This is a genomic window from Cupriavidus phytorum, assembly GCF_003254285.1.
In the GTDB taxonomy this organism is placed as follows: Bacteria; Pseudomonadota; Gammaproteobacteria; order Burkholderiales; family Burkholderiaceae; genus Cupriavidus; species Cupriavidus phytorum.
Genome location: NZ_QKZN01000005.1, coordinates 303,399 through 325,483 on the forward strand (window position 1 = coordinate 303,399; position 22,085 = coordinate 325,483).

A 22,085-nucleotide genomic window follows, 5' to 3' on the forward strand; every position below is an offset into this window, starting at 1 on the left:
CCGGGGCATGTGCCGGGGCATGCTCATACTTTAGGAAAAATCCGAGTGCCCGGCGCAAGAAAGTGGCGGGTACTGGCGCTGCCGGGAAGGGAGGTGAGGCGGTCCCGGCGGGAATCCGCGGGACCGGCAGAGATCAGGAGATCAGAAGCGCGCGGCGAGGCTAGGGCTGGAGGCGGGGCGATGTGCCACCGGCGGCAGGCCGGGGCATGGCAGCGGCTGTTGCGTGTGCCGTTCGTGGCGGGGGGCTTCGGCAACGGCCCTGGCCTGGCGCGAGGTGTGGCCGTCCAGCGTTGCTTTCATCCGGTCCAGCAGGCTGCCCAGCGCGGCACGTTCCTGCGAATTGAAGGCAGCCACCGAGACGCTGTGCAGCGCGCTCAGCGCCTGCGCGGTACGTTGCACGCGCGCGGTGGCGCCCTCGGCGATGCGGGGCGCCACCGTCGCGGTGTATTCGATCCAGCCGTCGCGGCGCAGTTCGTCGAGCATCGTCTCCGATTGTGCCGCGTCGAGCGGCATCGGACCGGCCAGCGGCAGGCCGCGCTTGAAGGCACCCTGGCGGATGGCCCGCAGCAGCAGCCACTGGGAATAGTTAAGGCCCGAGGCGCGCAGGGTCTGGTCCAACGCACCTTGCCAGGCGGTGACTGCGTCAATCAGGGCAAGGACAACCGGCTCGCTGGGTTCGAGGGGTCTTGGCTGCATGAATGGCGTCTCCTGTTGTGTTTTGCCGCCACCGCAATGCACAGGCACCCGCAGGGGATGCCAGGGGCCGGAGCATGGCCGGCCCGGGCGGCACGGCCGCCGCTGCCTCTGGGGCGGGCTGGGTCGACCGAACGGCGAGACTAACAGAAACTTTTGCAGGATTTGTGACCACTGCGGGTATGTCCTGAGCCGGTACCGCGCGAGAGTGGCGGCTGCTGCGCGCACCCTCCGCCAAATTATGAAAAAAGCGACTTGGATGGATAACTTTAAATCATCGCTGGAATAGGCGGGGCTGGCTACACTGCCTGCCGGAGACCCCGCAACCAGCCGACCAGGCCAGCACGGGGCGAACGGCGCAGGCACGGGCCGGCCGTCAGACCGGAGATCAACGATGTACAAGGAACGCATTCGCCTGGCCAGGCTGCATGACAAGGTAGTCTCGGCCGACGAAGCCGCCGCGCTGATCCGCGACGGCATGACGGTAGGCATGAGCGGATTCACGCGGGCAGGCGACTGCAAGGAAGTGCCGTTCGCGCTGGCGCGCCGCGCCGCCACCGAGCGGCTGCGCATCACGCTGATGACCGGCGCCTCGCTCGGCAACGACATCGACCGCGTGCTGGCGGAGGCCGACGTGATCGCGCGCCGCCTGCCGTTCCAGTCCGATGCCACGCTGCGCCGCAAGATCAATGCGGGCGAAGTCATGTTCATCGACCAGCATCTGTCCGAGACCGTCGAGCAGCTGCGCTCGGGCCAGATCGCGCCGGTGGATGTCGCAGTGGTGGAGGCGGTGGCGATCACCGAGCAGGGCGGCATCATCCCTAGCACCTCGGTCGGCAATTCGGCCAGTTTCGCCATGCTGGCGCGCAAGGTGATCGTCGAGATCAACCTGAACATGCCGCTGGAGCTGGAAGGGCTGCACGACATCTATTTCCCGGTGCAGCGCCCGTACCGCCAGCCGATCCCGCTGATCGCGCCCGCGCAGCGCATCGGCCTGCCGTATATCCCGATCGATCCCGAGAAGATCGCGGCCATTGTCATCACCGCCAAGGACGACAGCCCGTCCAACGCGCTGCCGCCGGACACCGACACCCGCCAGATCGCCGGCCATCTCAATGAATTTCTGCTGCGCGAAGTGCGCGCCGGGCGGCTGTCGCCGTCGCTGCAGCCGCTGCAGGCCGGCATCGGCACCATTGCCAACGCGGTCCTGCACGGGATGGTCGAGTCGCCGTTTCGCGAGCTGCAGATGTATTCCGAAGTGCTGCAGGACAGCACCATCGAATTGCTGGATGCGGGGCGCCTGGCCTTTGCCTCGGCCTCGTCGGTGACGCTGACGCGCGCGGTGTACCAGCGCTTCCTGTCGAACCTGGACCGTTATCGCTCGCGCCTGCTGCTGCGGCCGCAGGAAATCAGCAACCATCCGGAGATCCTGCGCCGGCTGGGGCTGATCACCATCAACACGGCGCTCGAGTGCGATATCTACGGCAATGTCAACTCGACCCATGTGGGCGGCACGCACATGATGAACGGTATCGGCGGCTCGGGAGACTTTGCCCGCAATGCGCACCTGTCGGTGTTCGTAACGAAGTCGGTGGCCAAGGGTGGCGACATCTCGAGCATCGTGCCGATGGTGGCGCACGTCGACCATACCGAGCACGATGTCGACATCATCGTCACCGAGCACGGCCTGGCCGACCTGCGCGGCCTGGCGCCGCGCGAACGCGCCCGCACCGTCATCGCCAACTGCGCCGACCCGCAATACCGCGACCTGCTGGGCGATTACTTCCGCCGCGCCTGCGCGCATGGCGGCCAGACCCCGCACCTGGTGGAAGAGGCGCTGTCCTGGCATGCCGCCTTCCGCGACCGCGGCACCATGCAGCCGGCGCGGCCGGCACCGGCGCTGGCGGCCTGAGGCACGGGCGATCCCGAAAACAAAACAGCCCGCGCAGGCGGGCTGTGTGACCGGGCGAGGGCGGTGTTACTGCGCCTTGGTGCCCTGGCTCGCGGGCGCCTTGGCGCCGTCGGTGTAGGGATCGGCCTTGCCGGCCTTGGCGCCTTCGGTATACGGATCGAACTTGCCGGACTTGGCGCCATCGGTGTTGGGATCGAACTTCTTGCCCGAGCTCGTCAGCTCCGACTTGGTCGATTGCTTGGCACCGTCGGTGTACGGGTCAAACTTGCCGGACTTGGCCGCGCTCTGGTTAGGGCCGGCTTTCTTGGTGTGGCTGCCGCTGTAGAGATCGCCGCCGTCGGTGTAGTTCTTCTGTGCATAGACCTGCGTCGCGCCGAGGGCGGCCAGTGCTGCAACGATCAGGGTCGGAACGGACTTCTTCAGCATCTTGTTTTCCTCGCGAATGACGGTCGCGCAGCGCCTGCGCGAAACCGGTTGGGGCCGGACGTTGGCCGGTCGACTGCCGGCGCGTGTGGCGGAGCACCCGGTAAATGTACCGAGTCGGCGCATGTCCGCAAAGTGAAAGTTTCTTCTACACGTATTGAACGTTACCGACAGGGCCGGCGTGCTGCGCCGGATCAAACGCGCCCGCAATAGGAATAATCTGAGTGGCGCGCCGGGCATGTTGGGATGCCGCGCATAAAAAAAACCGGCTGCGGAGGCAGCCGGTTTCGGGGCCGGGAGACGGCTCGTGCCGTCTCGCCAGTTATTCCAGCGTGATGTTCTGGTCGCGCGCGATCTTCTTGCGCAGGTCCAGCTCGCGCTTGATCTGCGCGGCGTATTGCTGCGGCGTGTTGCCGTCGGTGTAGGCCCCGCTGTCGGCCAGCCGGCGCTTGACGTTGGGGTCCTGCAGCGCCTTGACCGCGGCATCATGCACGCGCGTGATGATCGCCGCCGGCGTGCCGGCCGGGGCCACCAGCCCGTACCAGGCCATGTTGTTCATGTCCTTCATGCCGGCTTCGGCAAAGGTCGGCACGTCGGGCAGGCCTTCGACACGCTTGGGCGCAGCCACTGCCAGCGCGCGCAGCTTGCCGGCCTGGATATGCGGCATCGACGACGGCAGGTTGTCGAACTGCGCGTTGACCTGGCCGGCCAGCGTGTCGTTCAGCGCCGGGCCCGATCCGCGGTAGGGGATGTGGACCATGTCAGTCTGGGTGATGTCCTTGAACAGTTCCCCGTCCAGGTGCGAGATGCTGCCCTTGCCGGCCGAGGCGTAGCTGTACTTGCCCGGGTTGGCCTTCAGCATCGCCACGAATTCCTTCAGGGTCTTGGCCGGAACCTTCGGATTCACCGTCAGCACGTTGGGCACGTTGACCAGGTTGGTGATCGGCGCGAAGTCCTTGAGCGGATCGTACGGGTTCTTGGGGTTGGTGGCCGGGTTGGTCGCCATGGTGCTGACCGTGGCGATGCCCAGCGTGTAGCCGTCCGGCGCCGACTTGGCGAGCGCGTCGGCACCGATGGCGCCGCCGCCGCCGCCGCGGTTTTCCACCACCACCGGCTGGCCCAGCTCACGGCCCAGGCCGTCGGACACCGCGCGCGCCACGATATCGGTGGTGCCGCCGGCCGCGAACGGCACGATCAGGCGGATCGGCTTGGCAGGGTAGGACTGGGCGTGCGCCAGGCCGGCGTGGGCCAGGCCGAGGGCCGCGATGCATGCGGCTGCGCCGGCGTTAAGGACTGCTTTCAAGGAGGGCCTCCATTCTTCTTTCACTGATTCGCCAGCCAGGCTGCAGGCGTGTCCGCGGATCGGCTACGGATCCGGCGCCCGCGCTGTCAGGGTTTCCCGGGCTGGCATGACCGGGCCGTGCCGGGATGCGGTACGGCCGGCGCCTTGCGATAGTTCCGCGATACGGAACTATGTTCCACAATGGCGCGGGAGCGATTCAACCGGGAAAGCGCCTGCAGGGGAATTGGTAAGAACCCGCGTATCAAGAATCGGGCTGTGCTGCCGATCGCGCGCGTGTCCAGGATGGGTGAGGCAAGCGTAAAAGCAGCGCCAAAGCAAAAAGCCGGAAGCGAGGCTTCCGGCTTTTCTGAATTCGCTGGTGGGGCGTGAGTGACTCGAACACTCGACCTACGGATTAAGAGTCCGCTGCTCTACCAACTGAGCTAACGCCCCAACGAAGAAAAAGATTGTAGCAAGGTATCCAATGCGGCGCAATAGCCTTTGCGGCATTTTTTACCATGCCTGGCCGCTACAATGCCAGGCCGCCGTCATGCGCGTCCGCGCCGGCACCGCAGCCATCCGTTTGCCAGATCCATGCACGCCAGAGTCCTACGCTATCTCGACGAGGTCGTCCGCCGCGGTTCCATCCGCAAGGCGGCCGAGCACCTGCACGTCGCGCCAACCGCGGTCAACCGGCAGATTCTGGACCTGGAGTCCGAGCTGGGCGCGCCGCTGTTCGAGCGCATCAACAAGCGCCTGCGGCTGACACCGCTGGGCGAGATGGTGCTGGCCCACGTTCGCCAGACGCTGCGCGAACACGACGCGCTGCGCGAGCGTATCGAGGACTTCAAGGGCGCGCGCCGGGGCGAGGTCACGGTGGCGGTGACGGCGGGCCTGGCGGGCTCGCTGATGCCCTCGCTGGTGCATGACTTCCGCCAGCGCTATCCGGGCATCGTGGTGCGCGTCAACGATCTGCCGGTGGCCGAGATCGTCGCGGCGGTGGAGCAGGGCGATGCCGACCTCGGCCTGGGCTATGACCTGCCGGAACTGCCGGCCTTTCGTGCGCTGGCCAGCAGCGACTGGCAGATCGGCGCAGTGGTGCCGCCCGATCATGCGCTGGCGGCGCGGCCATCGGTGCTGCTGAGCGAGTGCGTCGGCTATCCGCTGATCCTGCCGGCACCTTCCTTGTCGATCCGCGGCATCCTCGATGCGGCCTTTGCGCGCAATGCGATCGAGGTCTCGCCGGTGGCGGAGTCGACCTCGACCGTGCTGATCCGCCAACTGGTGCTGCTGGGGACCGGCATCGCGCTGCTGAACCCGCTCGACGTGATGGAAGAGCGCGCGCGCCAGGCGCTGGTGTACGTGCCCTTGCGCGACCGCCACCTGCAGGGCCAGACGCTGACGCTGGTGGCGCGCGCCGGCGGCCAGCTCAGCGCCGCGGCCGGGCTGATGGCCGAGCGCATCGGCGACGCGCTGGCGACGCTGTTTGCGCAAGCCCGCTGAGCCGGGCCTCTGGCAGGTGTCCACTTTTTGTGGACAGGCTGATCGGAATTCAATGCTTAGGAAGAGGCAACGCGACGCCGTAGACTGGCGGCGAACGTATCTGCCCTCAATCCCATCCGCTTCACAGAAGGAATTCCGCCATGACCCTGATCGCCCTCAATGCCGACGTCCTGGTGACCATGGACGCGCAGCGCCGCGAGATCCGCGACGGTGCGCTGGTCGCCGAAGGCCCCGCGGTGCAATGGGTCGGCCCCACCGCCGAGCTGCCGCCGCAATACCGGCGCATGGTCGACGACGGCAGCGCGCAGGTGCTGGACATGCGCGGCCGCGTGGTCACGCCCGGGCTGGTCAACACGCACCATCACATGTACCAGAGCCTGACGCGCGCGGTGCCGGCGGCGCAGGATGCCGAGCTGTTCTCGTGGCTGACCAACCTGTACATGCTGTGGTCGCACCTGACCCCGGAAATGATCGCGGTGTCGACCAAGACCGCGATGGCAGAGCTGATGCTGTCGGGCTGCACCACCACCAGCGACCACCTCTACCTTTTCCCCAATGGCTCGCGCCTGGACGATTCGATCGCCGCGGCGCAGGAGATGGGCATGCGCTTCCATGCCGCGCGCGGCTCGATGAGCGTGGGTCGCAGCAAGGGCGGCCTGCCGCCGGACGTGGTGGTCGAAGAAGAGGCCGCCATCCTGCGCGATAGCCAGCGGCTGGTGGAGCAGTACCACGACAGCGCGCGCCACGCGATGCTGCGCGTGGTGCTGGCGCCGTGCTCGCCGTTCTCGGTATCGCGCGACCTGATGCGCGAATCGGCGGTGATGGCGCGCCACTATGGCGTGTCGCTGCATACGCACCTGGCCGAGAACGACAACGACATTGCCTATTCGCGCGAGAAATTCGGCCTGACGCCGGCGCAGTATGCCGAGGACCTGGGCTGGGTCGGCCACGATGTGTGGCACGCGCACTGCGTCAAGCTGGACGATGAGGGCATCGCGCTGTTCGCGCGGACCGGCACCGGGGTGGCACATTGCCCGTGCTCGAACATGCGGCTGGCATCGGGCATTGCGCCGGTGCGTGCGATGCGCGATGCGGGCGTGCCGGTGGGGCTGGGCGTGGACGGCAGCGCGTCGAACGACGGCGCGCATATGCTGGGCGAGGCGCGCCAGGCGATGCTGCTGCAGCGGGTCGGCTACGGTCCGGCCGCGATGAGCGCGCGCGAGGCGCTGGAAATCGCCACGCTGGGCGGCGCGCGCGTGCTCAACCGCGACGATATCGGCGCGCTGGCGCCGGGCATGTCGGCGGACTTCGTCGCCTTCGACCTGGCGTCGGTCGGGTTTGCCGGCGCCGGCCATGACCCGGTGGCGGCGCTGGTGTTCTGCACGCCGGCCAATGTCGCGGCCAGCGTGATCAATGGCAGGGAAGTCGTGCGTGACGGCGAGTTGCTCACCGCCGACCTGCCTGCCGTGCTGCTGCGCCATCGCACGCTGGCGCACACGCTGTTCGAGCGGGCCAGCGTCGGCGCGTGACGAGGCGCGGCGGCGCATCCGCGCCGCCCAAAGCAAAAGGCCGGAAGCGTCGCTGCATCCGGCCTTTCTTGTATTCGCTGGTGGGGCGTGAGTGACTCGAACACTCGACCTACGGATTAAGAGTCCGCTGCTCTACCAACTGAGCTAACGCCCCAACGAAGAACGAGATTCTAGCATGATTTCCGGCGCTGTCAATTGCCTGACGCCATTGCCATGGCAAGCTGCGCGAACGGGCCCCGCGTGCGAAGGGGGTGGCCGACGGAACCGAACGGCGGTCGCCGTGGTCTTCCGAATGAACCCTGTCGCATGGGGTTCTACCCATACGATTTTGCCGGAGCCATGTTAGGATGTTTCTCCACTTGCATATGGAGGGCTGCACCGATGGATATCAAATTCCAAGAGCAAGAGCGCTACGACATCAATAACGAAGGCTTGTTGTTCCAGGCACTTGTCAATGGCGAGAAGGTGACTTGCGTGGTGACACGCGAAGCACTGTGGGAAGGTTTCAGCGCCGACCAGGTGCTGTCACTTGAAGAAGCATTCCGCGCCGGCCGCGAAACCATCGAACGCGCCGCCGTGGTGCTGATCGAGCAGGGCGCGCCGCAGCCTATCGTCGTCAAGCGCGCCCACGTGGCGCCGATCTGATGCAGATGGATGCCCCGGCCCGCCCCAGGCAAGCCGCGGGCGCCCATCTGGCATCAGGGTTCAGAGCATAGGCCGTCCGGCCTTGCTTGCCAGCCGGCGCCGCCGGCACAGGCGATCTCCAGTTTCTTCCGTTTTTTTGCCGCCGTAACCGTGGCGAAGCGCGCCTGTGCGGGCGCTACGCTCATGGCTGCGCGGACGCGGCCGTTGCTGCCGTGGCGCCCGGCCGCGACGCGCATTCCTCGAAGATGCGCACGGTGCAGCGGGCGCAGACTTCCGGCGACAGCTGTCCGATGATGGTGTGCAGCGCCTGCCGCTTGGTCGGGAACACATGGTCGGCGCCGAGCTTGTCGGTAAAGCCGGTCTGCGCCCAGGTCTGCAGCACCTGCGTGCGCGGACGGTGGAAGTACAGGTCGCCGCCGAGCGCGCGGCGTTCGCTCAGCTCGTATTCCCACATTTCCGCGCCGGCGAGGTCGATGAAGTTCATGCTCTTGGTCATCGCCAGCAGGTGGGTCTGGCCGGCATTGACGGTGCGCAGCCAGTGCAGGCGGTCGGTCACGTATTGCACCGCGCCGAAGTAGATCGCACCCTCCATGCGCAGCAGCTTGAGCTGCGGGCATTCCGGCTGCGGACGGCGCAGCTCGTCCAGCGGCGTGAAGCGCCGGCCGGGGTCGCCGGCATCCGGCACCAGGCTGCGCACCGCGGGCCGCGAGGTGCGGTACAGGTAGGCCACCAGCGACAGCACGGTGCCGAGCAGCACCGCCATTTCCAGCCGGATCACCAGCGTGGCGGCAAAGGTGCCGATGGCGATCGCGAACTCGGTGCGGCTGAGCGTGAAGATGCGGCGCAGCCGCGCGATGTCGAGCAGGCCCCACGCCACCAGCAGCAGCATCGCCGCGATCGCCGCCATCGGGATCTGCGCCAGCAGCGGGGCGCTGACCGCGACCAGCGCCACCAGCCACAGCGCCGAGAACACGCTGGCCAGCGGCGTGCGCGCGCCGGCCTCGAAGTTGGGCACCGAGCGGTTGAGCGAGCCGCATGAGATATAGCCGGAAAAGAAACCGCCCGCGATATTCGACAGGCCCTGGCCGATGAACTCGCGGTTGGCATCGATATGCTGGCCCGAGCGCAATGCCACCGCCTTGGCGATGGAGATCGACTGGCCCAGCGCGACGATGGTCAGCGCCGCGGCGATGCCGAGCAGGTCGGGCAGCTTGCGCCAGTCCACGTCCGGCACCTGGAAGTGCGGCAGTGCCGACGGAATCGGCCCGACCACGTTGACGTGGTGGCCGCCGGCCTGGTTCAGCAGCAGCGCCACGCCGTAGCCGGCCAGCAGGCCCAGCAGCATGAACGGCAGGCGCCGCCACAGCCGCTTGCACAGCAGCGTCACCGCCAGCGTGACCGCGCCCACCATGGCCGCGTCCCAGTTGATGGCATCGGCATGCTCGAACAGATGGCGCAGTACGCCGAAGGCGCTGGTGCCGGTCGGCACCGACAGCCCGAACAGGTCCTTCAGTGCGTACAGCCCGATCAGCGTCGCCGCGCCGCAAGTAAAGCCGAGCAGCACCGACGGCGAAATAAAGTTGGCCAGCGACCCCAGCCGCAGCGTGCCCACCGCCAGCTGCATCACGCCGACCACGATGGTGACCGCCAGCGCCAGGCCGATATAGGCCGGGCTGCCCGCGAACGCGAGCGGGCTCAGCATCGCGAACAGTGCCAGCGAGTTGGCGTTGGTCGGCCCCGACATGACGTGCCAGCTCGAACCGAACAGCGCCGCCACGATGCATGGCACCACCGCGCTGTAGATGCCGTACTGCGGCGGCAGGCCGGCCAGCGTGGCGAACGCCACCCCCTGCGGCAACACCAGCACGGCGCCGAGCAGTCCAGCCACCAGGTCGGCGCGCAGCGTGGTCGGGTCGACGCGCTGGCTCCAGGGGAACAGGCGCGGCAGCAGGGATGCGGTGGCGGGCGAAGACATCGGCGGCAAACGGGGCGGGCTAGCCGGCTTCGCCGCCGTGTCCGGAGGGCGGCAAGGCAGCGGCGGGCGCAGTGGATTGAGGCGCGGCCTGCGGGCCCAGGCTGGCCAGCATGGCGTCGAGCGCGCGATAGACCTCGGCCAGCCGCTCGGCCCCCAGCTGCTGCGCGAGCTGCTGGTAGCGGGCGTCGATCAGCGGTTCCATCTGCGCGATGATGTCGCGCGCGGCACTGGTCAGGTTGACCAGCTGGCGGCGCTGGTCGGTGGCCGAGCGCGTGCGTGCCACCAGCCCGGCGTCTTCCATGCCGGCCAGCATGCGGGTCAGGCTGGGGCTCAGGATCAGGCAGGCCTCGGCGAGCTGGTTGGGTTCCATCGGCCCGCGCTCGTTGAGCGTGCGCAGCACGCGCCATTGCTGCTCGGTCACGCCGAACTGCCGCAGGATCGGCCGGAAGCCGGCCAGCAACGCTTCGCGCGCTTGCAGCAGCAGGTGGGGGAGATTGCGGTGGCGAAACATGGCCTGGGCGGGAGGGCTCATGCCCGCAGTGTAACGATCACGGCCGGGCGCGGCGAGCGGGGCTTGCCCGGGCTTGCCTGAACCCGCGCCATGCCCCAGTGCGGCCGGCAGGCGCGCATGCCCCGCAGGGTCAGCCGCAATGCAGCGTCGCCACCACCGGGGTGTGGTCGGATGGCTGCTCCCAGGTGCGCGGCACCCGGTCGATCACGCACGCGGTGCATTGCTCGGTCAGCGCCGGCGACAGCAGGATATGGTCGATGCGCAGCCCGGCATTGCGCCGGAACGCCAGCATGCGGTAGTCCCACCACGAGAACGCCTTCTCCGGCTGCTCGAACTTGCGGAACGCATCCGCCAGGCCCAGTTCGAGCAGCGCGGCAAAGGCGGCGCGCTCGGGCGGCGAGACCAGGTTCTGGCCTTCCCACTTGGCCGGGTCGTGTACGTCGCGGTCCTCCGGCGCGATATTGAAGTCGCCCAGCAGCGCCAGCCGCGGGTGCCGCGTCATTTCCTCGCGCAGCCACGCGGTCATCGCTTCCAGCCATTGCAGCTTGTAGGCGAACTTGTCCGAGTCGGGCGCCTGCCCATTAGGGAAATAGGCGCAGACCAGGCGCAGGTCGCCATAAGTGGCGGCAATCACGCGCTGCTGCGCGTCCTCGAAGCCGGGGATGTTGCGCACCACGTCGACGGGGCCGGGCATGCTCGCGTCGCGCGCCAGGATGGCGACGCCGTTGTAGGTCTTCTGGCCGGTGTAGACGCTGTGGAAACCGGCGTTTTCCAGCTCGGCCAGCGGATACTTGTCGTCCGGCAGCTTCAGTTCCTGCAGGCACAGCGCGTCGATCGGCGCGCCGGCCTGGTCCTGTTCGGCCAGCCACTGCAGCACCTGCGGCAGGCGTACTTTCAGCGAATTGACGTTCCAGCTGGCGATGCGCAGCGGACCCTGGCCCGGCAGTCCCAGCGCGCTCATGCCGCCATCCCGCCGTGGCGCAGCAGCGCGTCGATCTGCGGCGCGCGGCCGCGGAAGGCCACGAACGAGTCCATCGCCGGGCGGCTGCCGCCCACCGACAGGATCTCGCGCTGGTAGCGCGCGCCGGTTTCGCTGTCGAGCACCGTGCCCGACAGCTGCGCGGCCTCTTCGAACGCCGCGTAGACGTCGGCCGACAGCACTTCGGCCCACTTGTAGCTGTAATAGCCCGCGGCATAGCCGCCGGCGAAGATATGGCTGAAGGTGTTCGGCCAGCGCGACAGCGGATGCTGCGGCACCACGTGCACGCGGTCGTTGATCTGGCGCGACAGCTCCAGCACCGAGGTGGCGCCGGCCGGGTCGAAGTCGGTATGCAGGTGCATGTCGAACGACGAGAACACGATCTGGCGCAGCGTCATCATGCCGTTCTGGAAGTTCTTGGCCGCCAGCATGCGGTCGAACAGCGCGCGCGGCAGCGGCTCGCCGGTGTCGACATGCTGTGTCATGCCGGTCAGCACTTCGTATTCCCAGCAGAAGTTCTCCATGAACTGCGACGGCAGCTCCACCGCATCCCACTCCACGCCGTTGATGCCCGACACGCCCAGCTCGCCCACCTGCGTCAGCATGTGGTGCAGGCCGTGGCCGAACTCGTGGAACAGCGTGATGACCTCATCGTGCGTGAACAGCGCGGGCTTGCCGCCCACCGGCGCCGAGAAATTGCAGGTCAGGTAGGCCACCGGCGTCTGCACGCCGCCATGCTCGAGCACCTTGCGCCCGCGTGCATCGTCCATCCACGCGCCGCCGCGCTTGCCTTCGCGCGCGTACAGGTCGATGTAGAACTGGGCCAGCAACGTGCCATCGGCGGTGCTGACGCGGAAGAAGCGCGCGTCCGGGTGCCAGGTCTGCGCCGGCTCGGGCTCGATGCGCACCGAGAACAGCTTCTGCACCACGCCGAACAGGCCTTCCAGCACCTTGGCTTCCGGGAAGTACTGCTTGACCTCGTGTTCGGAGAACGCATAGCGCTGCTGGCGCAGCTTCTCCGAGGCATAGGCCACGTCCCACGGCGCCAGCTCCGGCAGGCCCAGCTCGGCTGCGGCGAAGGCCTTCAGCTCGGCCCAGTCCTGCTCGGCATAGGGTCGCGCCTTGACCGCCAGTTCGTCGAGGAACTTGAGCACCTCGGCAGGCGACTCGGCCATCTTCGGCACCAGCGAGACTTCGCCATAGCACTGGTAACCCAGCATCTGCGCCTCTTCGCGGCGCAGCGCCAGCTGCTCGCGCATATTGGCAGTGTTGTCCCAGTCGGCCTGGCCCTGGCCGTGCTGCGGGCCGAGCTCGGACGCGCGCGTGACGTTGGCCTCGTACAGGGTCTGGCGCAGCGCGCGGTCGTCCGCGTACTGCAGCACCGGGAAGTAGGAGGGGAAGTGCAGCGTAAACTTCCAGCCGGCCTTGCCATCCTTTTCCGCGGCGTGGCGGGCGGCTTCACGGGCATCGTCGGGCAGGCCGGCCAGGCGCGCCTCGTCCTCGATGACCAGCGCGTAGGCGTTGGTCGCGTCGAGCACGTGGTCGGAGAAGGCCTTGGACAGCTGGGCCTGCTGCTCCTGGATCTCGGCAAAGCGCGGCTTCTTGTCCTCGGGCAGTTCGGCGCCGCCGAGGCGGAAGCCGCGCAGCTCGTTCTCGATCAGCTGGTGGCGCGCCGCGCTCATGCCGGCAAACTCGGGGCTGGCCGCCAGCGCCTTGTATTTCTCATACAGCGCCAGGCTCTGGCCGAGCGACGACCAGAACTCGGTCATGCGCGGCAGGTTCTCGGCATGCGCCTGGCGCAGCTCGGGCGTATCGGCGACGGCGCTGAGGTGGCTGACCACGCCCCAGGCGCGGCCCAGCGGCTCGGTGGCGGCTTCCAGCGCCTGCACCGCGTTGGCCCAATCGGCGGGCGTGGCGGGATCCTCGGCGCGGGCGACGGCCTGTTGCGCGCGTTCCAGCAGCACGTCGAGCGCGGGGCTGATGTGCTCGGGCCGGATCTCGGCAAAGCGGGGCAGGTCGGAAAAGTCCAGCAGCGGATTGGTAGCGTTGGCGGCGTGGTCCATGGCGTGTTCTCGGTTGGCTGCTCGGTTGGCTGGTCTTGGTCAGGCAATATTCCCGCAGATGGGGCCGGGGCGGTGGATTTTCCAGTGCCCCGGGTGGCGCATCGGGCGCCGGCGGCAAGTTGCGGCGCTCAAAGTCGCGGCGCTCAGCCCGCGGCCCGCTCGGCGGCTTCCAGCGTATTGATCAGCAGCATGGTGATGGTCATCGGCCCGACCCCGCCCGGCACCGGCGTGATGTAGCCGGCGACTTCGCGCACGCCGGCGAAGTCGACATCGCCGCACAGCTTGCCTTGGTCATCGCGGTTCATGCCGACATCGATCACCACCGCGCCGGGCTTGACCATGTCGGCCGTGATCAGGTTGCGCTTGCCGACCGCGGCCACCACCACGTCGGCGTCGCGGGTGTGGGCGCCGATATCGCGGGTCTTGCTGTTGCAGATGGTGACGGTGGCGCCGGCCTGCAGCAGCAGCATCGCCATCGGCTTGCCGACGATATTGGAGGCGCCCACCACCACCGCGCGCGCGCCGCGCAGCGGGTACTGGATCGATTCCAGCATCTTCATGCAGCCGTACGGCGTGCACGGGCGGAACAGCGGCGCGCCGGTCATCAGCGCGCCGGCGTTGGCCACGTGGAAGCCGTCGACGTCCTTTTCCGGGGCGATCGCTTCGAGCACCTTGTGGCTGTCGATGTGCTTCGGCAGCGGCAGCTGCACCAGGATGCCGTGGATGCGGGGATCGCGGTTGAGGGCGTCGATGCGGGCCAGCAGGTCGGCCTCGGACAGGTCGGCCGGATAGCGGTCCAGCGAGGAATGGAAGCCGTTGTCCTCGCAGGCCTTGACCTTGTTGCGCACGTAGACCTGGCTGGCCGGGTCTTCGCCGACCAGGACCACGGCCAGGCCGGGCTGGTGGCCGCGTTCGGTCAGGCGGGCGGCGCGCTGGGCGGCTTCGGAGCGGATTTGCTTGGCAAGGGCGTTGCCGTCGATCAGTTGGGCAGGCATGGAGGCAGGGCGGGGATGATGGCGAGAAGGTGGCGGCGCCCGCGCGCGGCGGGGCCAAAGGCGGAATTATAAAGGTTGCGCGAGGCCTGTCGCACTGAGCTTGACCGCCGGCAGCGATTACCCCGTCCCGGCACTGGTAGCATCGGCCGCATGCCTACCGCGCTTGCCTCGACACTGTCCGATCCGCTGCTGGTGCTGCTGTCCGTGTGCGGACTGCTATGGGCGCTGACGCGCCGCCCCTGGCGGCTGCTGCGCCGCGATGCGCTGCAGCATGCCTGGCTCGGCGCGATGCTGCTGGTGGCGCTGCTGTGGACGGTGCGCGCGACGCTGGCCGGCGGCATGGTGATCCAGCTGCTCGGCGCCACGCTGATGGTGACGCTGTTCGGGCTGCCGCTGGCGCTGCTGTCGCTGTTCGCCGCCGACGTGGTCTCGCTGCTGGGGCTGGAATACCTGGCCGGGCATGGCTGGAGCCAGTTCGACTGGGCCGCGCTGTGGGTGCGCTATGTCTGGCTGGCGCTGCTGCCGGCGCTGCTCTCGGCCGGCCTGCAGGCGACGATGCGGCGCCTGCTGCCGCGCCATCCGTTCGTGTTCATCCTCGGGCACGGGTATTTCACCGCCGGACTGGCCGCGCTGGGTGCCGGGGCGGCGCAGGCGGGCTGGCGCTACCTGGTGATGTCGGGACAGCCGCTGAGCCTTGCCGACACCCTGCTCGGTGCCGTGATCCTGGCCTTTGGCGAGGCCTTTCTCACCGGCATGCTGGTCGCGGTGTTTGTGGTCTATCGGCCACAGTGGGTGGTGACCTTCCGCGACGAGGATTATCTCGGGCGCTGAATGGTGTGCGGAACAGTGTGTGGAAGGGGCGCAGCGAGGGGCAGGTGCGGCCCAGGGCCGCACCGGGCAAGCGGGGCGGGTGCCAGCCGCTCAGCTGTTGCGCGACAGCGCCAGGCGCAGCAGGTCGGCGACGGTGTTGACGTTGAGCTTTTCCATGATGTTGGCGCGGTGCGCCTCCACGGTCTTGATGGAAATGCCCAGGTCGTCGGCGATCTGCTTGTTCAGGCGGCCGGCCACGATGCGCTCCAGCACCTGCTGCTCGCGCGTGGTCAGCTTGCCCAGCAGGTCCTTGGCGGCGCGCTGCTCGCGCGCGGTGGAGTGGTCGGTGCGGGCCTTCTGCAGCATGCGCTCGACCAGCGCGCGCAGCTCGGACTCGTCGAAGGGCTTTTCGATGAAGTCGATCGCGCCGCGCTTCATCGTCGATACCGCCATCGGCACGTCGCCGTGGCCGGTGATGAAGACGATGGGGATGTCGATCTGCTCGGCCAGCATGCGCTCCTGCAGCTCGGGCCCGCTCATGCCGGGCATGCGCACATCCAGGATCAGGCAGGACACCTGGCTGGCGTCGTAGGCGGCGAGGAACTGCTCGGCGCTGGTGAAGCTGCGCACCTGATAGCCATTGCCCTCCAGCAGCCAGGTCAGCGAGTCGCGCATGGCTTCATCGTCGTCGACGATGAACACGGTCTCGCCGCGGTGGGGCGTGGGGTTTGGCGTTGCGGTCATGTAGTCTCCTCGGGACAACAATTCATTGCTGCGAAGTGTAACCGGCAGCGGCCCTCTGTGGCGAGACAGGCCCCCCACGTCGGAGGGGAAGCGGCGCCGCCGGCGCCACGCATCCGATGATGCGCAAGGTTGCGCGTGGCCCGTGCGCGCGGGCTCTGCTTATTCGGCCACGGCTTCGGCCGGCGCCGCCTGCAGCGGCAGCATGATCTTGAATGTACAACCGATGCCGTCGACATTGTTCTCGACCCACAGCCGGCCCTGGTGCGACTCGATGATCGAGCGGCAGATGTTCAGCCCCATGCCCATGCCGTCGGACTTGGTGCTGAAGAAGGGCTCGAACAGCCGCTCCTTGGTGGCCTCGTCGACGCCCGGGCCCTGGTCGATCACGTCGATATGGACGTTGTCGCCGATCTCGCCGGACTCGACCCGCGCGTGCAGCCGCACCACGCCGCCGGCGCGCATCGCCGGCAGCCCGGCCATGGCTTCGACCGCGTTCTTGAGCAGGTTCACCAGCACCTGCTCGATCAGCACCGGATCGACATAGACCGTCAGCGGTGGCGCCGGCAGCCGGGTCAGGATGGTGACGCGGCGGCGCGTGGCTTCCAGGTCGGCCAGGCCCACCGCGTCGGCAACGATGTCGTGCAGCGCGGCCTCGCGCCGCTGCGGCTGGCTGCGCTTCACGAAGCCGCGGATGCGGCTGATGATGGTGCCGGCCCGGACCGCCTGCGCCGAGGTCTTCTCCAGCACCGGGATCAGGTCCTCGGGCGTGCTGCGCCCCGAATGCAGCCGCGCCACCGCGCCCATGCAGTAGTTGTTGATCGCCGCCAGCGGCTGGTTGAGTTCGTGCGCCAGCGACGACGCCATCTCGCCCATGGTGGTCAGGCGGCTGGTGAACTGCAGTCGCTCTTCATGCTGGCGCGCCATTTCCTCGGCGGCCTTGCGCACCGTGATGTCGGTGGCGATCTGCATCTGCGCCAGGTGGCCGTCGACCCACTGGATATAGCGGCGGCGCACTTCGAACCATTTCTGCATGTCGGGCACGAACACCTCGCGCGCATCCGACGCGTACGGCATCAGCTCGGATGCCGGCAGGCCGGCATAGGCATCGACATAGTCGGTGTTGTCGCTCGAGACCTGGTCCTTGTCGAGCTCGTCGCCGGCCAGCTTGACGTGGCCCTCGGCCTCCCAGCCGAACAGCTGGCGGTAGTAGCGGTTGGCGAACAGCAGCTCGGCCTTGTCGGTGGCCAGCACCGACACCGCGGCGTCCAGGCTTTCCAGCACGGTGGTGAAGCGGTCGTGCGCGGCGGCCAGTTCCTCGCGCGCGCGCTTGGGCTCGGTGATATCCGTCATCGAGCTCATCCAGCCGGTATGGCGGCCGCGGCTGTCGACCAGCGGCGACACGTACATGCGGGCATAGAAGCTGCTGCCGTCGCGGCGCATCACGCGCATTTCGTAGCCGCCGGCGGGCGACTTGCCCTGCAGCGTCAGGTCGATCTGCTTCTGCATCTCCTGCTGGTCGTTGGGCGGCCAGTAGGGGAAGGGCGGCAGGCGCCCGACCAGGTCGTTCTCCTGCCAGCCGGTCATGCGGCAGAAGGCCGGGTTGACGTAGGTGATGCGGCCGTTCAGGTCGAGCGCGCGCAGGCCGATCAGCATCGAGTTTTCCATCGCGCGCCGGAACGAGGTCTCGGCCAGCAGCGCGCGCTGCGCCTCGGAGCGGCGGCTGGTGTGCCGCCACATGCTCCACAGGCTCCACAGCAGGAAGCAGGACAGCCCCACCACCAGCCACAGCAGCATGTTGTTGGGCAGGTTCGATGCCGGCGGGTAGGCATCGGCGCGCAGCGACAGCGAATGGCCCGGCGGGTCGAGCAGCACCTCGTACGACAGCGCGTTGCCCGGCACCGGCCGCAGCGAGGTGCTGGCGCGGGTCTGATTGTTCTTGTCGATCAGCGAGAAGCGGTAGCGCTCGGTCAGCTCGGGCGGCAGCAGGTGGGTCAGGATGCCGTTGATCGAATACAGCGCGCCCAGCGTGCCGAGGAACTCGTTGTCGCGCACGATCGGCACTTCCATCAGCATGAAGCTGTCGCCGCGCTCGTTGACCAGCGGGCGCGAGTAGACCACGCGCTGGGTCTCGCGCGCGGCGTCGAAGGTGTCGAGCACTTCGGGCTCGAGCGGCTGGTCCTGGTTCTCGCGCAGGCGGCTGGCGAACTCGGAGGTCGACGGCAGCGACCAGCGCCCGCGCTTGGTGGCGTCGAGCCAGTTGATGAAGACGATCTCGGGGTTCTCGCGCAGGATTTCCTGCGCCGCGGTGCGGTAGGCGCCTTGCTCCAGCTGCGCGGCGGCGATATCGCGCGCGAGCGAGGCCAGCTGGTCCTGGTTGCTCAGCAGCGACAGGCGCACGCGCTGCTGCGCCCAGGCCGCGTCGCGGTACAGCGCGTCGCGCTGCTGCTGGCGTTCGGTCTCGTGCAGCGACCACAGGATCACGCCCATGGCCACGGTGAAGAGCACAATGGCAACCAGCGGGATGAACATGAACCAGCTGGTGGCGACCAGGTTGCGCCAGCGCAGCCACCACAGGCCGCGCGGCGGCGCCACCGGGACGCCGTCGTCCGGTCCCAGCGCCTCGATCGGCCCCAGGCCGGCCGCCGGTGAAGGCGCATGCGGGACATGCGCGGACTCGCCGCCGGCGGCCTTGGCTGTACCCGACGCATCGGAGGGAAGCATGGCGGCACGCAGGCTGCGCAAAAGACGGTCGAGGCGGTTGAAAAACGGCATGGGAGGGATTGACGGCTGACCGACCAGTGTACCGAGATTATTGCGGTGCGTCGCTTGGGGAAAGCGCCAATGAAATCCCGGCGCCGCGTGCCGGCGCTGGCAAGGCGGAGGCACGGGGCAGGCGGCTTTGGCTGTGATTCTTGGTGCGCTGCCGCATAATTCCACATTATAAAAAACGATATCGCAATTTGAAAATTTCCCTTGTGCTCGACATTGGGCTTCCATAGAATCGGTCCGACCCAAGAATGCGGGCGGTAGCCATGCGCCTGCCGCGCGGAGAAACCGGAACAGGTTTCCCGGCGGCGGCCCCGATGCAAGGCGGCAATGGCGCCGATCCTCCGCAAGTCGGTGCGAGTCATACGTTGAGTCGTGTCCGGCGCTGCCAGCGCGGACGCGGAAGCCAAGAATTCACCCAGGAGACAGTCATGTCCGCCGTACCAGAGCAGATCCTCGGCGCCTCGAGCGCCAACGACGCCGATCCCCAGGAAACCCATGAATGGCTCGACGCCCTGCAGGGCGTGCTGGCCGCGGAAGGCCCGGCGCGCGCCGCCTTCCTGATCGACAAGCAGATCGAATACGCACGCGTGAACGGCGTGACCCAGCCGTTCCACGCCGAGACCCAGTACATCAACACCATCCCGGTCGAGCAGCAGGCCCGCATCCCCGGCGACCAGGACATCGAGCACCGGATCCGCTCGTACACCCGCTGGAACGCCATGGCGATGGTGCTGCGCGCCAACAAGCACACCAATGTCGGCGGCCATATCTCGTCGTTTGCCTCGGCGGCCACGCTGTACGACGTCGGCTACAACCACTTCTGGCGCGCCCCGTCGGAACAGAGCGGCGGCGACCTGGTCTTCGTGCAGGGCCACTCGGCGCCCGGCGTGTACTCGCGCGCCTTCCTGCTGGGCCGCCTGACGCCCGATCAGCTCGATAACTTCCGCCAGGAAGTCGACGGCAAGGGCATCTCGTCGTACCCGCACCCGTGGCTGATGCCGGACTTCTGGCAGTTCCCGACGGTGTCGATGGGCCTGGGCCCGATCATGGCCATCTACCAGGCCCGCTTCATGAAGTACCTGGACAGCCGCGGCCTGGCCAAGGCCGGCGACCGCAAGGTCTGGGCCTTCCTGGGCGACGGCGAGACCGACGAGCCGGAATCGCTGGGCGCGATCGGCATGGCCGGCCGCGAGAAGCTCGACAACCTGGTGTTCGTCATCAACTGCAACCTGCAGCGCCTGGACGGCCCGGTGCGTGGCAACGGCAAGATCATCCAGGAACTGGAATCCGAGTTCCGCGGTGCCGGCTGGAACGTGATCAAGGTGGTGTGGGGCAGCAAGTGGGACGCGCTGCTGGCGCGCGACACCAAGGGCCTGCTGATGAAGCGCATGATGGAATGCGTGGACGGCGAGTACCAGACCATGAAGGCCAAGGACGGCGCCTACGTGCGCGAGCACTTCTTCAATACGCCCGAGCTGAAGGCGATGGTCGCCGACTGGTCCGACGAGGACATCTGGCGCCTGAACCGCGGCGGCCACGACCCGCACAAGATCTACGCCGCCTACAAGGCCGCCAGCGAGCACAAGGGCCAGCCCACGCTGATCCTGGCCAAGACCATCAAGGGCTATGGCATGGGCGACGCCGGCCAGGCCATGAACGTCGCGCACCAGCAGAAGAAGATGCCGGTCGACGCGATCCGCAAGTTCCGCGACCAGTTCAACATCCCGGTCGCCGACGACAAGCTGGAAGAAGTGCCGTACATCACCTTCGAGGAAGGCTCGAAGGAACTGGAATACATGCGCCAGGCACGCATGAACCTGGGCGGCTACCTGCCGGCGCGCCGGCAGAAGGCCGAAGCGCTGCAGGTGCCCGAGCTGAAGGCCTTCGAAGCCCTGCTCAAGGCCACCGGCGAAGGCCGCGAAGTGTCCACCACCATGGCCTTCGTGCGGATCCTGAACACGCTGCTGAAGGACAAGCAGATCGGCAAGCACGTGGTGCCCATCGTCCCGGACGAGTCGCGCACCTTCGGCATGGAAGGCCTGTTCCGCCAGGTCGGCATCTGGAACCAGGAAGGCCAGAAGTACGTGCCGGAAGACCATGACCAGCTGATGTTCTACAAGGAATCGCAGACTGGCCAGGTGCTGCAGGAAGGCATCAACGAAGCCGGCGCCATGTGCGACTGGATCGCCGCCGCCACGTCGTATTCGACCCACGGCGTGCAGATGATCCCGTTCTACATCTATTACTCGATGTTCGGCATCCAGCGTATCGGCGACCTGTGCTGGGCCGCCGCCGACATGCGCTCGCGCGGCTTCCTGCTGGGCGGCACCGCCGGCCGCACCACGCTGAACGGCGAAGGCCTGCAGCATGAAGACGGCCATTCGCACGTGTTCCACGCCGTGATCCCCAACTGCATCTCGTATGACCCGACCTTCCAGTACGAGCTGGCGGTGATCATGCAGGACGGCCTGCGCCGCATGTACGCCGAGCAGGAAGATGTCTACTACTACCTGACGGTGATGAACGAGAACTACGAGCATCCGGAAATGCCGGCTGGCGTAGAGCAGGACATCGTCAAGGGCATGTACCAGTTCCGCAAGGGCGTCGAGAACAGCAACGCGCCGCGCGTGCAGCTGCTGGGCTCGGGCACGATCTTCCGCGAGGTGATCGCCGCTGCCGAGCTGCTGAAGAAGGACTGGGGCGTCGAGTCCGACCTGTGGGGCTGCCCGAGCTTCACCGAGCTGGCGCGCGACGGCCAGGCCGCCGAGCGCTACAACCTGCTGCACCCGGCCGAGACCCAGCGCGAAGCCTTTGTCACGCAGAAGCTGAAGTCGGCGCGCGGCCCGGTGATTGCCTCGACCGACTACGTGCGCACCTTCGCCGAACAGATCCGTCCGTACGTGCCGCGCCGCTACGTGGTGCTCGGCACCGACGGCTTCGGCCGCTCGGACACGCGCGAGAAGCTGCGCCACTTCTTCGAAGTGGACCGCTACTGGGTCACGCTGGCCGCGCTCAAGGCGCTGGCCGACGAGGGCGCGATCGGCCGCGACAAGGTCGCCGAGGCCATCAAGAAGTACAACCTCGACCCGAACAAGCCTAACCCGATGTCGGTCTGATCCGGCAGCCTGCACCCACCCCCGCAGTACGGCAGCGCCGTGCCGCGGGCGCCCCGGCACAGTCCCGATGGCGCCTTGCGGCATGGCGGCGTGACAGAAGCGGGCGGCGAAGGTAATCTCGCCGCTTGCGGATGTC

Annotated in this window: 16 protein-coding genes and 2 tRNA genes; 6 read left to right on the forward strand and 12 right to left on the reverse strand. The window is 67.7% G+C overall.

Translation table 11 applies throughout. The features are described from left to right. Nucleotides 1-141: 141 nt before the first annotated feature. Nucleotides 142-696, reverse strand: a complete 555-nt coding sequence (locus tag C7416_RS15610; RefSeq protein WP_111519751.1) for a MarR family transcriptional regulator — start codon at nt 694-696, stop codon at nt 142-144. Nucleotides 697-1,087: 391 nt separating this feature from the next. On the opposite strand from C7416_RS15610, the gene C7416_RS15615 reads away from it, so the two are divergent. Then, the gene (locus tag C7416_RS15615) at nt 1,088-2,605 is read left to right on the forward strand and encodes an acetyl-CoA hydrolase/transferase family protein (protein ID WP_111519752.1); all 1,518 of its coding nucleotides are present in this window, start codon (nt 1,088-1,090) and stop codon (nt 2,603-2,605) included. A gap of 66 nt (nt 2,606-2,671) precedes the next feature. On the opposite strand, the gene C7416_RS15620 is transcribed toward C7416_RS15615, so the two are convergent. The 3 genes from C7416_RS15620 to C7416_RS15630 form a co-directional block, all read right to left on the reverse strand. Further along, the gene (locus tag C7416_RS15620; RefSeq protein WP_111519753.1) at nt 2,672-3,031 is read right to left on the reverse strand and encodes a hypothetical protein; all 360 of its coding nucleotides are present in this window, start codon (nt 3,029-3,031) and stop codon (nt 2,672-2,674) included. A 319-nt stretch (nt 3,032-3,350) separates the two neighbouring features. Beyond that, entirely contained in the window at nt 3,351-4,331 is a 981-nt protein-coding gene (locus tag C7416_RS15625; RefSeq protein WP_111519754.1) for a tripartite tricarboxylate transporter substrate binding protein BugE, read from the reverse strand. A 356-nt stretch (nt 4,332-4,687) separates the two neighbouring features. Further along, nucleotides 4,688-4,763, reverse strand: a tRNA-Lys gene (locus C7416_RS15630). A gap of 141 nt (nt 4,764-4,904) precedes the next feature. Between C7416_RS15630 and C7416_RS15635 the strand changes: the two genes are divergently transcribed. Continuing rightward, nucleotides 4,905-5,813 (forward strand): LysR family transcriptional regulator, encoded by a 909-nt coding sequence (locus tag C7416_RS15635; RefSeq protein WP_111519755.1) that lies wholly within the window; start codon nt 4,905-4,907, stop codon nt 5,811-5,813. A gap of 140 nt (nt 5,814-5,953) precedes the next feature. After that, nucleotides 5,954-7,342, forward strand: a complete 1,389-nt coding sequence (locus C7416_RS15640) for an 8-oxoguanine deaminase (RefSeq protein WP_111519756.1) — start codon at nt 5,954-5,956, stop codon at nt 7,340-7,342. Nucleotides 7,343-7,420: 78 nt separating this feature from the next. Here the strand turns inward: C7416_RS15640 and C7416_RS15645 are convergent. Then, a tRNA-Lys gene (locus C7416_RS15645) sits at nt 7,421-7,496 on the reverse strand. A gap of 227 nt (nt 7,497-7,723) precedes the next feature. Between C7416_RS15645 and C7416_RS15650 the strand changes: the two genes are divergently transcribed. Then, nucleotides 7,724-7,987 (forward strand): DUF1488 family protein, encoded by a 264-nt coding sequence (locus tag C7416_RS15650; RefSeq protein ID WP_018006788.1) that lies wholly within the window; start codon nt 7,724-7,726, stop codon nt 7,985-7,987. 181 nt (nt 7,988-8,168) lie between these two features. Here the strand turns inward: C7416_RS15650 and C7416_RS15655 are convergent, their stop codons facing one another. The 5 genes from C7416_RS15655 to folD all read right to left on the reverse strand — a co-directional run bounded on the left by C7416_RS15655 (nt 8,169) and on the right by folD (nt 14,510). After that, nucleotides 8,169-9,962, reverse strand: coding sequence for a SulP family inorganic anion transporter (locus C7416_RS15655; protein ID WP_111519757.1), 1,794 nt, complete (start codon nt 9,960-9,962; stop codon nt 8,169-8,171). Between the two features lie 19 nt (nt 9,963-9,981). Next, nucleotides 9,982-10,494: a homoprotocatechuate degradation operon regulator HpaR gene (gene hpaR / locus C7416_RS15660; RefSeq protein ID WP_111519758.1), complete on the reverse strand. Its 513-nt coding sequence runs from the start codon at nt 10,492-10,494 to the stop codon at nt 9,982-9,984. A 109-nt stretch (nt 10,495-10,603) separates the two neighbouring features. After that, nucleotides 10,604-11,434, reverse strand: a complete 831-nt coding sequence (gene xth, locus C7416_RS15665; RefSeq protein ID WP_181461249.1) for an exodeoxyribonuclease III — start codon at nt 11,432-11,434, stop codon at nt 10,604-10,606. Further along, complete coding sequence (locus tag C7416_RS15670) at nt 11,431-13,515, reverse strand: M3 family metallopeptidase (RefSeq protein ID WP_111519759.1); 2,085 nt, start codon at nt 13,513-13,515, stop codon at nt 11,431-11,433. The genes xth and C7416_RS15670 overlap by 4 nt, the downstream gene beginning before the upstream one ends. 143 nt (nt 13,516-13,658) lie before the next feature. Then, complete coding sequence (gene folD, locus C7416_RS15675) at nt 13,659-14,510, reverse strand: bifunctional methylenetetrahydrofolate dehydrogenase/methenyltetrahydrofolate cyclohydrolase FolD (protein ID WP_111519760.1); 852 nt, start codon at nt 14,508-14,510, stop codon at nt 13,659-13,661. Nucleotides 14,511-14,660: 150 nt separating this feature from the next. Here folD and C7416_RS15680 point away from each other — a divergent pair, with 150 nt between their 5' ends. Beyond that, nucleotides 14,661-15,341 carry a hypothetical protein gene (locus tag C7416_RS15680; protein ID WP_111519761.1) on the forward strand — a complete coding sequence of 227 codons (681 nt, stop codon included), beginning with the start codon at nt 14,661-14,663 and terminating at the stop codon, nt 15,339-15,341. A 90-nt stretch (nt 15,342-15,431) separates the two neighbouring features. Here C7416_RS15680 and C7416_RS15685 read toward each other — a convergent pair whose 3' ends face one another. Both C7416_RS15685 and C7416_RS15690 read right to left on the reverse strand, forming a co-directional pair. Next, nucleotides 15,432-16,064 (reverse strand): response regulator transcription factor, encoded by a 633-nt coding sequence (locus C7416_RS15685; RefSeq protein WP_012352577.1) that lies wholly within the window; start codon nt 16,062-16,064, stop codon nt 15,432-15,434. Nucleotides 16,065-16,223: 159 nt separating this feature from the next. Further along, nucleotides 16,224-18,836 carry a PAS domain S-box protein gene (locus tag C7416_RS15690; protein ID WP_111519762.1) on the reverse strand — a complete coding sequence of 871 codons (2,613 nt, stop codon included), beginning with the start codon at nt 18,834-18,836 and terminating at the stop codon, nt 16,224-16,226. A gap of 425 nt (nt 18,837-19,261) precedes the next feature. On the opposite strand from C7416_RS15690, the gene aceE reads away from it, so the two are divergent. After that, nucleotides 19,262-21,949, forward strand: coding sequence for a pyruvate dehydrogenase (acetyl-transferring), homodimeric type (aceE, locus tag C7416_RS15695; protein ID WP_111519763.1), 2,688 nt, complete (start codon nt 19,262-19,264; stop codon nt 21,947-21,949). The last annotated feature ends 136 nt before the right edge of the window (nt 21,950-22,085 follow it).

Excerpts from the sequence above, each read along its gene's own strand:
- C7416_RS15610 (WP_111519751.1), bottom strand. The coding sequence starts at position 696 with ATGCAGCCAAGACCCCTCGAACCCAGCGAGCCGGTTGTCCTTGCCCTG.
- C7416_RS15615 (WP_111519752.1), top strand. The coding sequence starts at position 1,088 with ATGTACAAGGAACGCATTCGCCTGGCCAGGCTGCATGACAAGGTAGTC.
- C7416_RS15620 (WP_111519753.1), bottom strand. The coding sequence starts at position 3,031 with ATGCTGAAGAAGTCCGTTCCGACCCTGATCGTTGCAGCACTGGCCGCC.
- C7416_RS15635 (WP_111519755.1), top strand. The coding sequence starts at position 4,905 with ATGCACGCCAGAGTCCTACGCTATCTCGACGAGGTCGTCCGCCGCGGT.
- C7416_RS15640 (WP_111519756.1), top strand. The coding sequence starts at position 5,954 with ATGACCCTGATCGCCCTCAATGCCGACGTCCTGGTGACCATGGACGCG.
- C7416_RS15650 (WP_018006788.1), top strand. The coding sequence starts at position 7,724 with ATGGATATCAAATTCCAAGAGCAAGAGCGCTACGACATCAATAACGAA.
- C7416_RS15655 (WP_111519757.1), bottom strand. The coding sequence starts at position 9,962 with ATGTCTTCGCCCGCCACCGCATCCCTGCTGCCGCGCCTGTTCCCCTGG.
- hpaR (WP_111519758.1), bottom strand. The coding sequence starts at position 10,494 with ATGAGCCCTCCCGCCCAGGCCATGTTTCGCCACCGCAATCTCCCCCAC.
- xth (WP_181461249.1), bottom strand. The coding sequence starts at position 11,434 with ATGAGCGCGCTGGGACTGCCGGGCCAGGGTCCGCTGCGCATCGCCAGC.
- C7416_RS15670 (WP_111519759.1), bottom strand. The coding sequence starts at position 13,515 with ATGGACCACGCCGCCAACGCTACCAATCCGCTGCTGGACTTTTCCGAC.
- folD (WP_111519760.1), bottom strand. The coding sequence starts at position 14,510 with ATGCCTGCCCAACTGATCGACGGCAACGCCCTTGCCAAGCAAATCCGC.
- C7416_RS15680 (WP_111519761.1), top strand. The coding sequence starts at position 14,661 with ATGCCTACCGCGCTTGCCTCGACACTGTCCGATCCGCTGCTGGTGCTG.
- C7416_RS15685 (WP_012352577.1), bottom strand. The coding sequence starts at position 16,064 with ATGACCGCAACGCCAAACCCCACGCCCCACCGCGGCGAGACCGTGTTC.
- C7416_RS15690 (WP_111519762.1), bottom strand. The coding sequence starts at position 18,836 with ATGCCGTTTTTCAACCGCCTCGACCGTCTTTTGCGCAGCCTGCGTGCC.
- aceE (WP_111519763.1), top strand. The coding sequence starts at position 19,262 with ATGTCCGCCGTACCAGAGCAGATCCTCGGCGCCTCGAGCGCCAACGAC.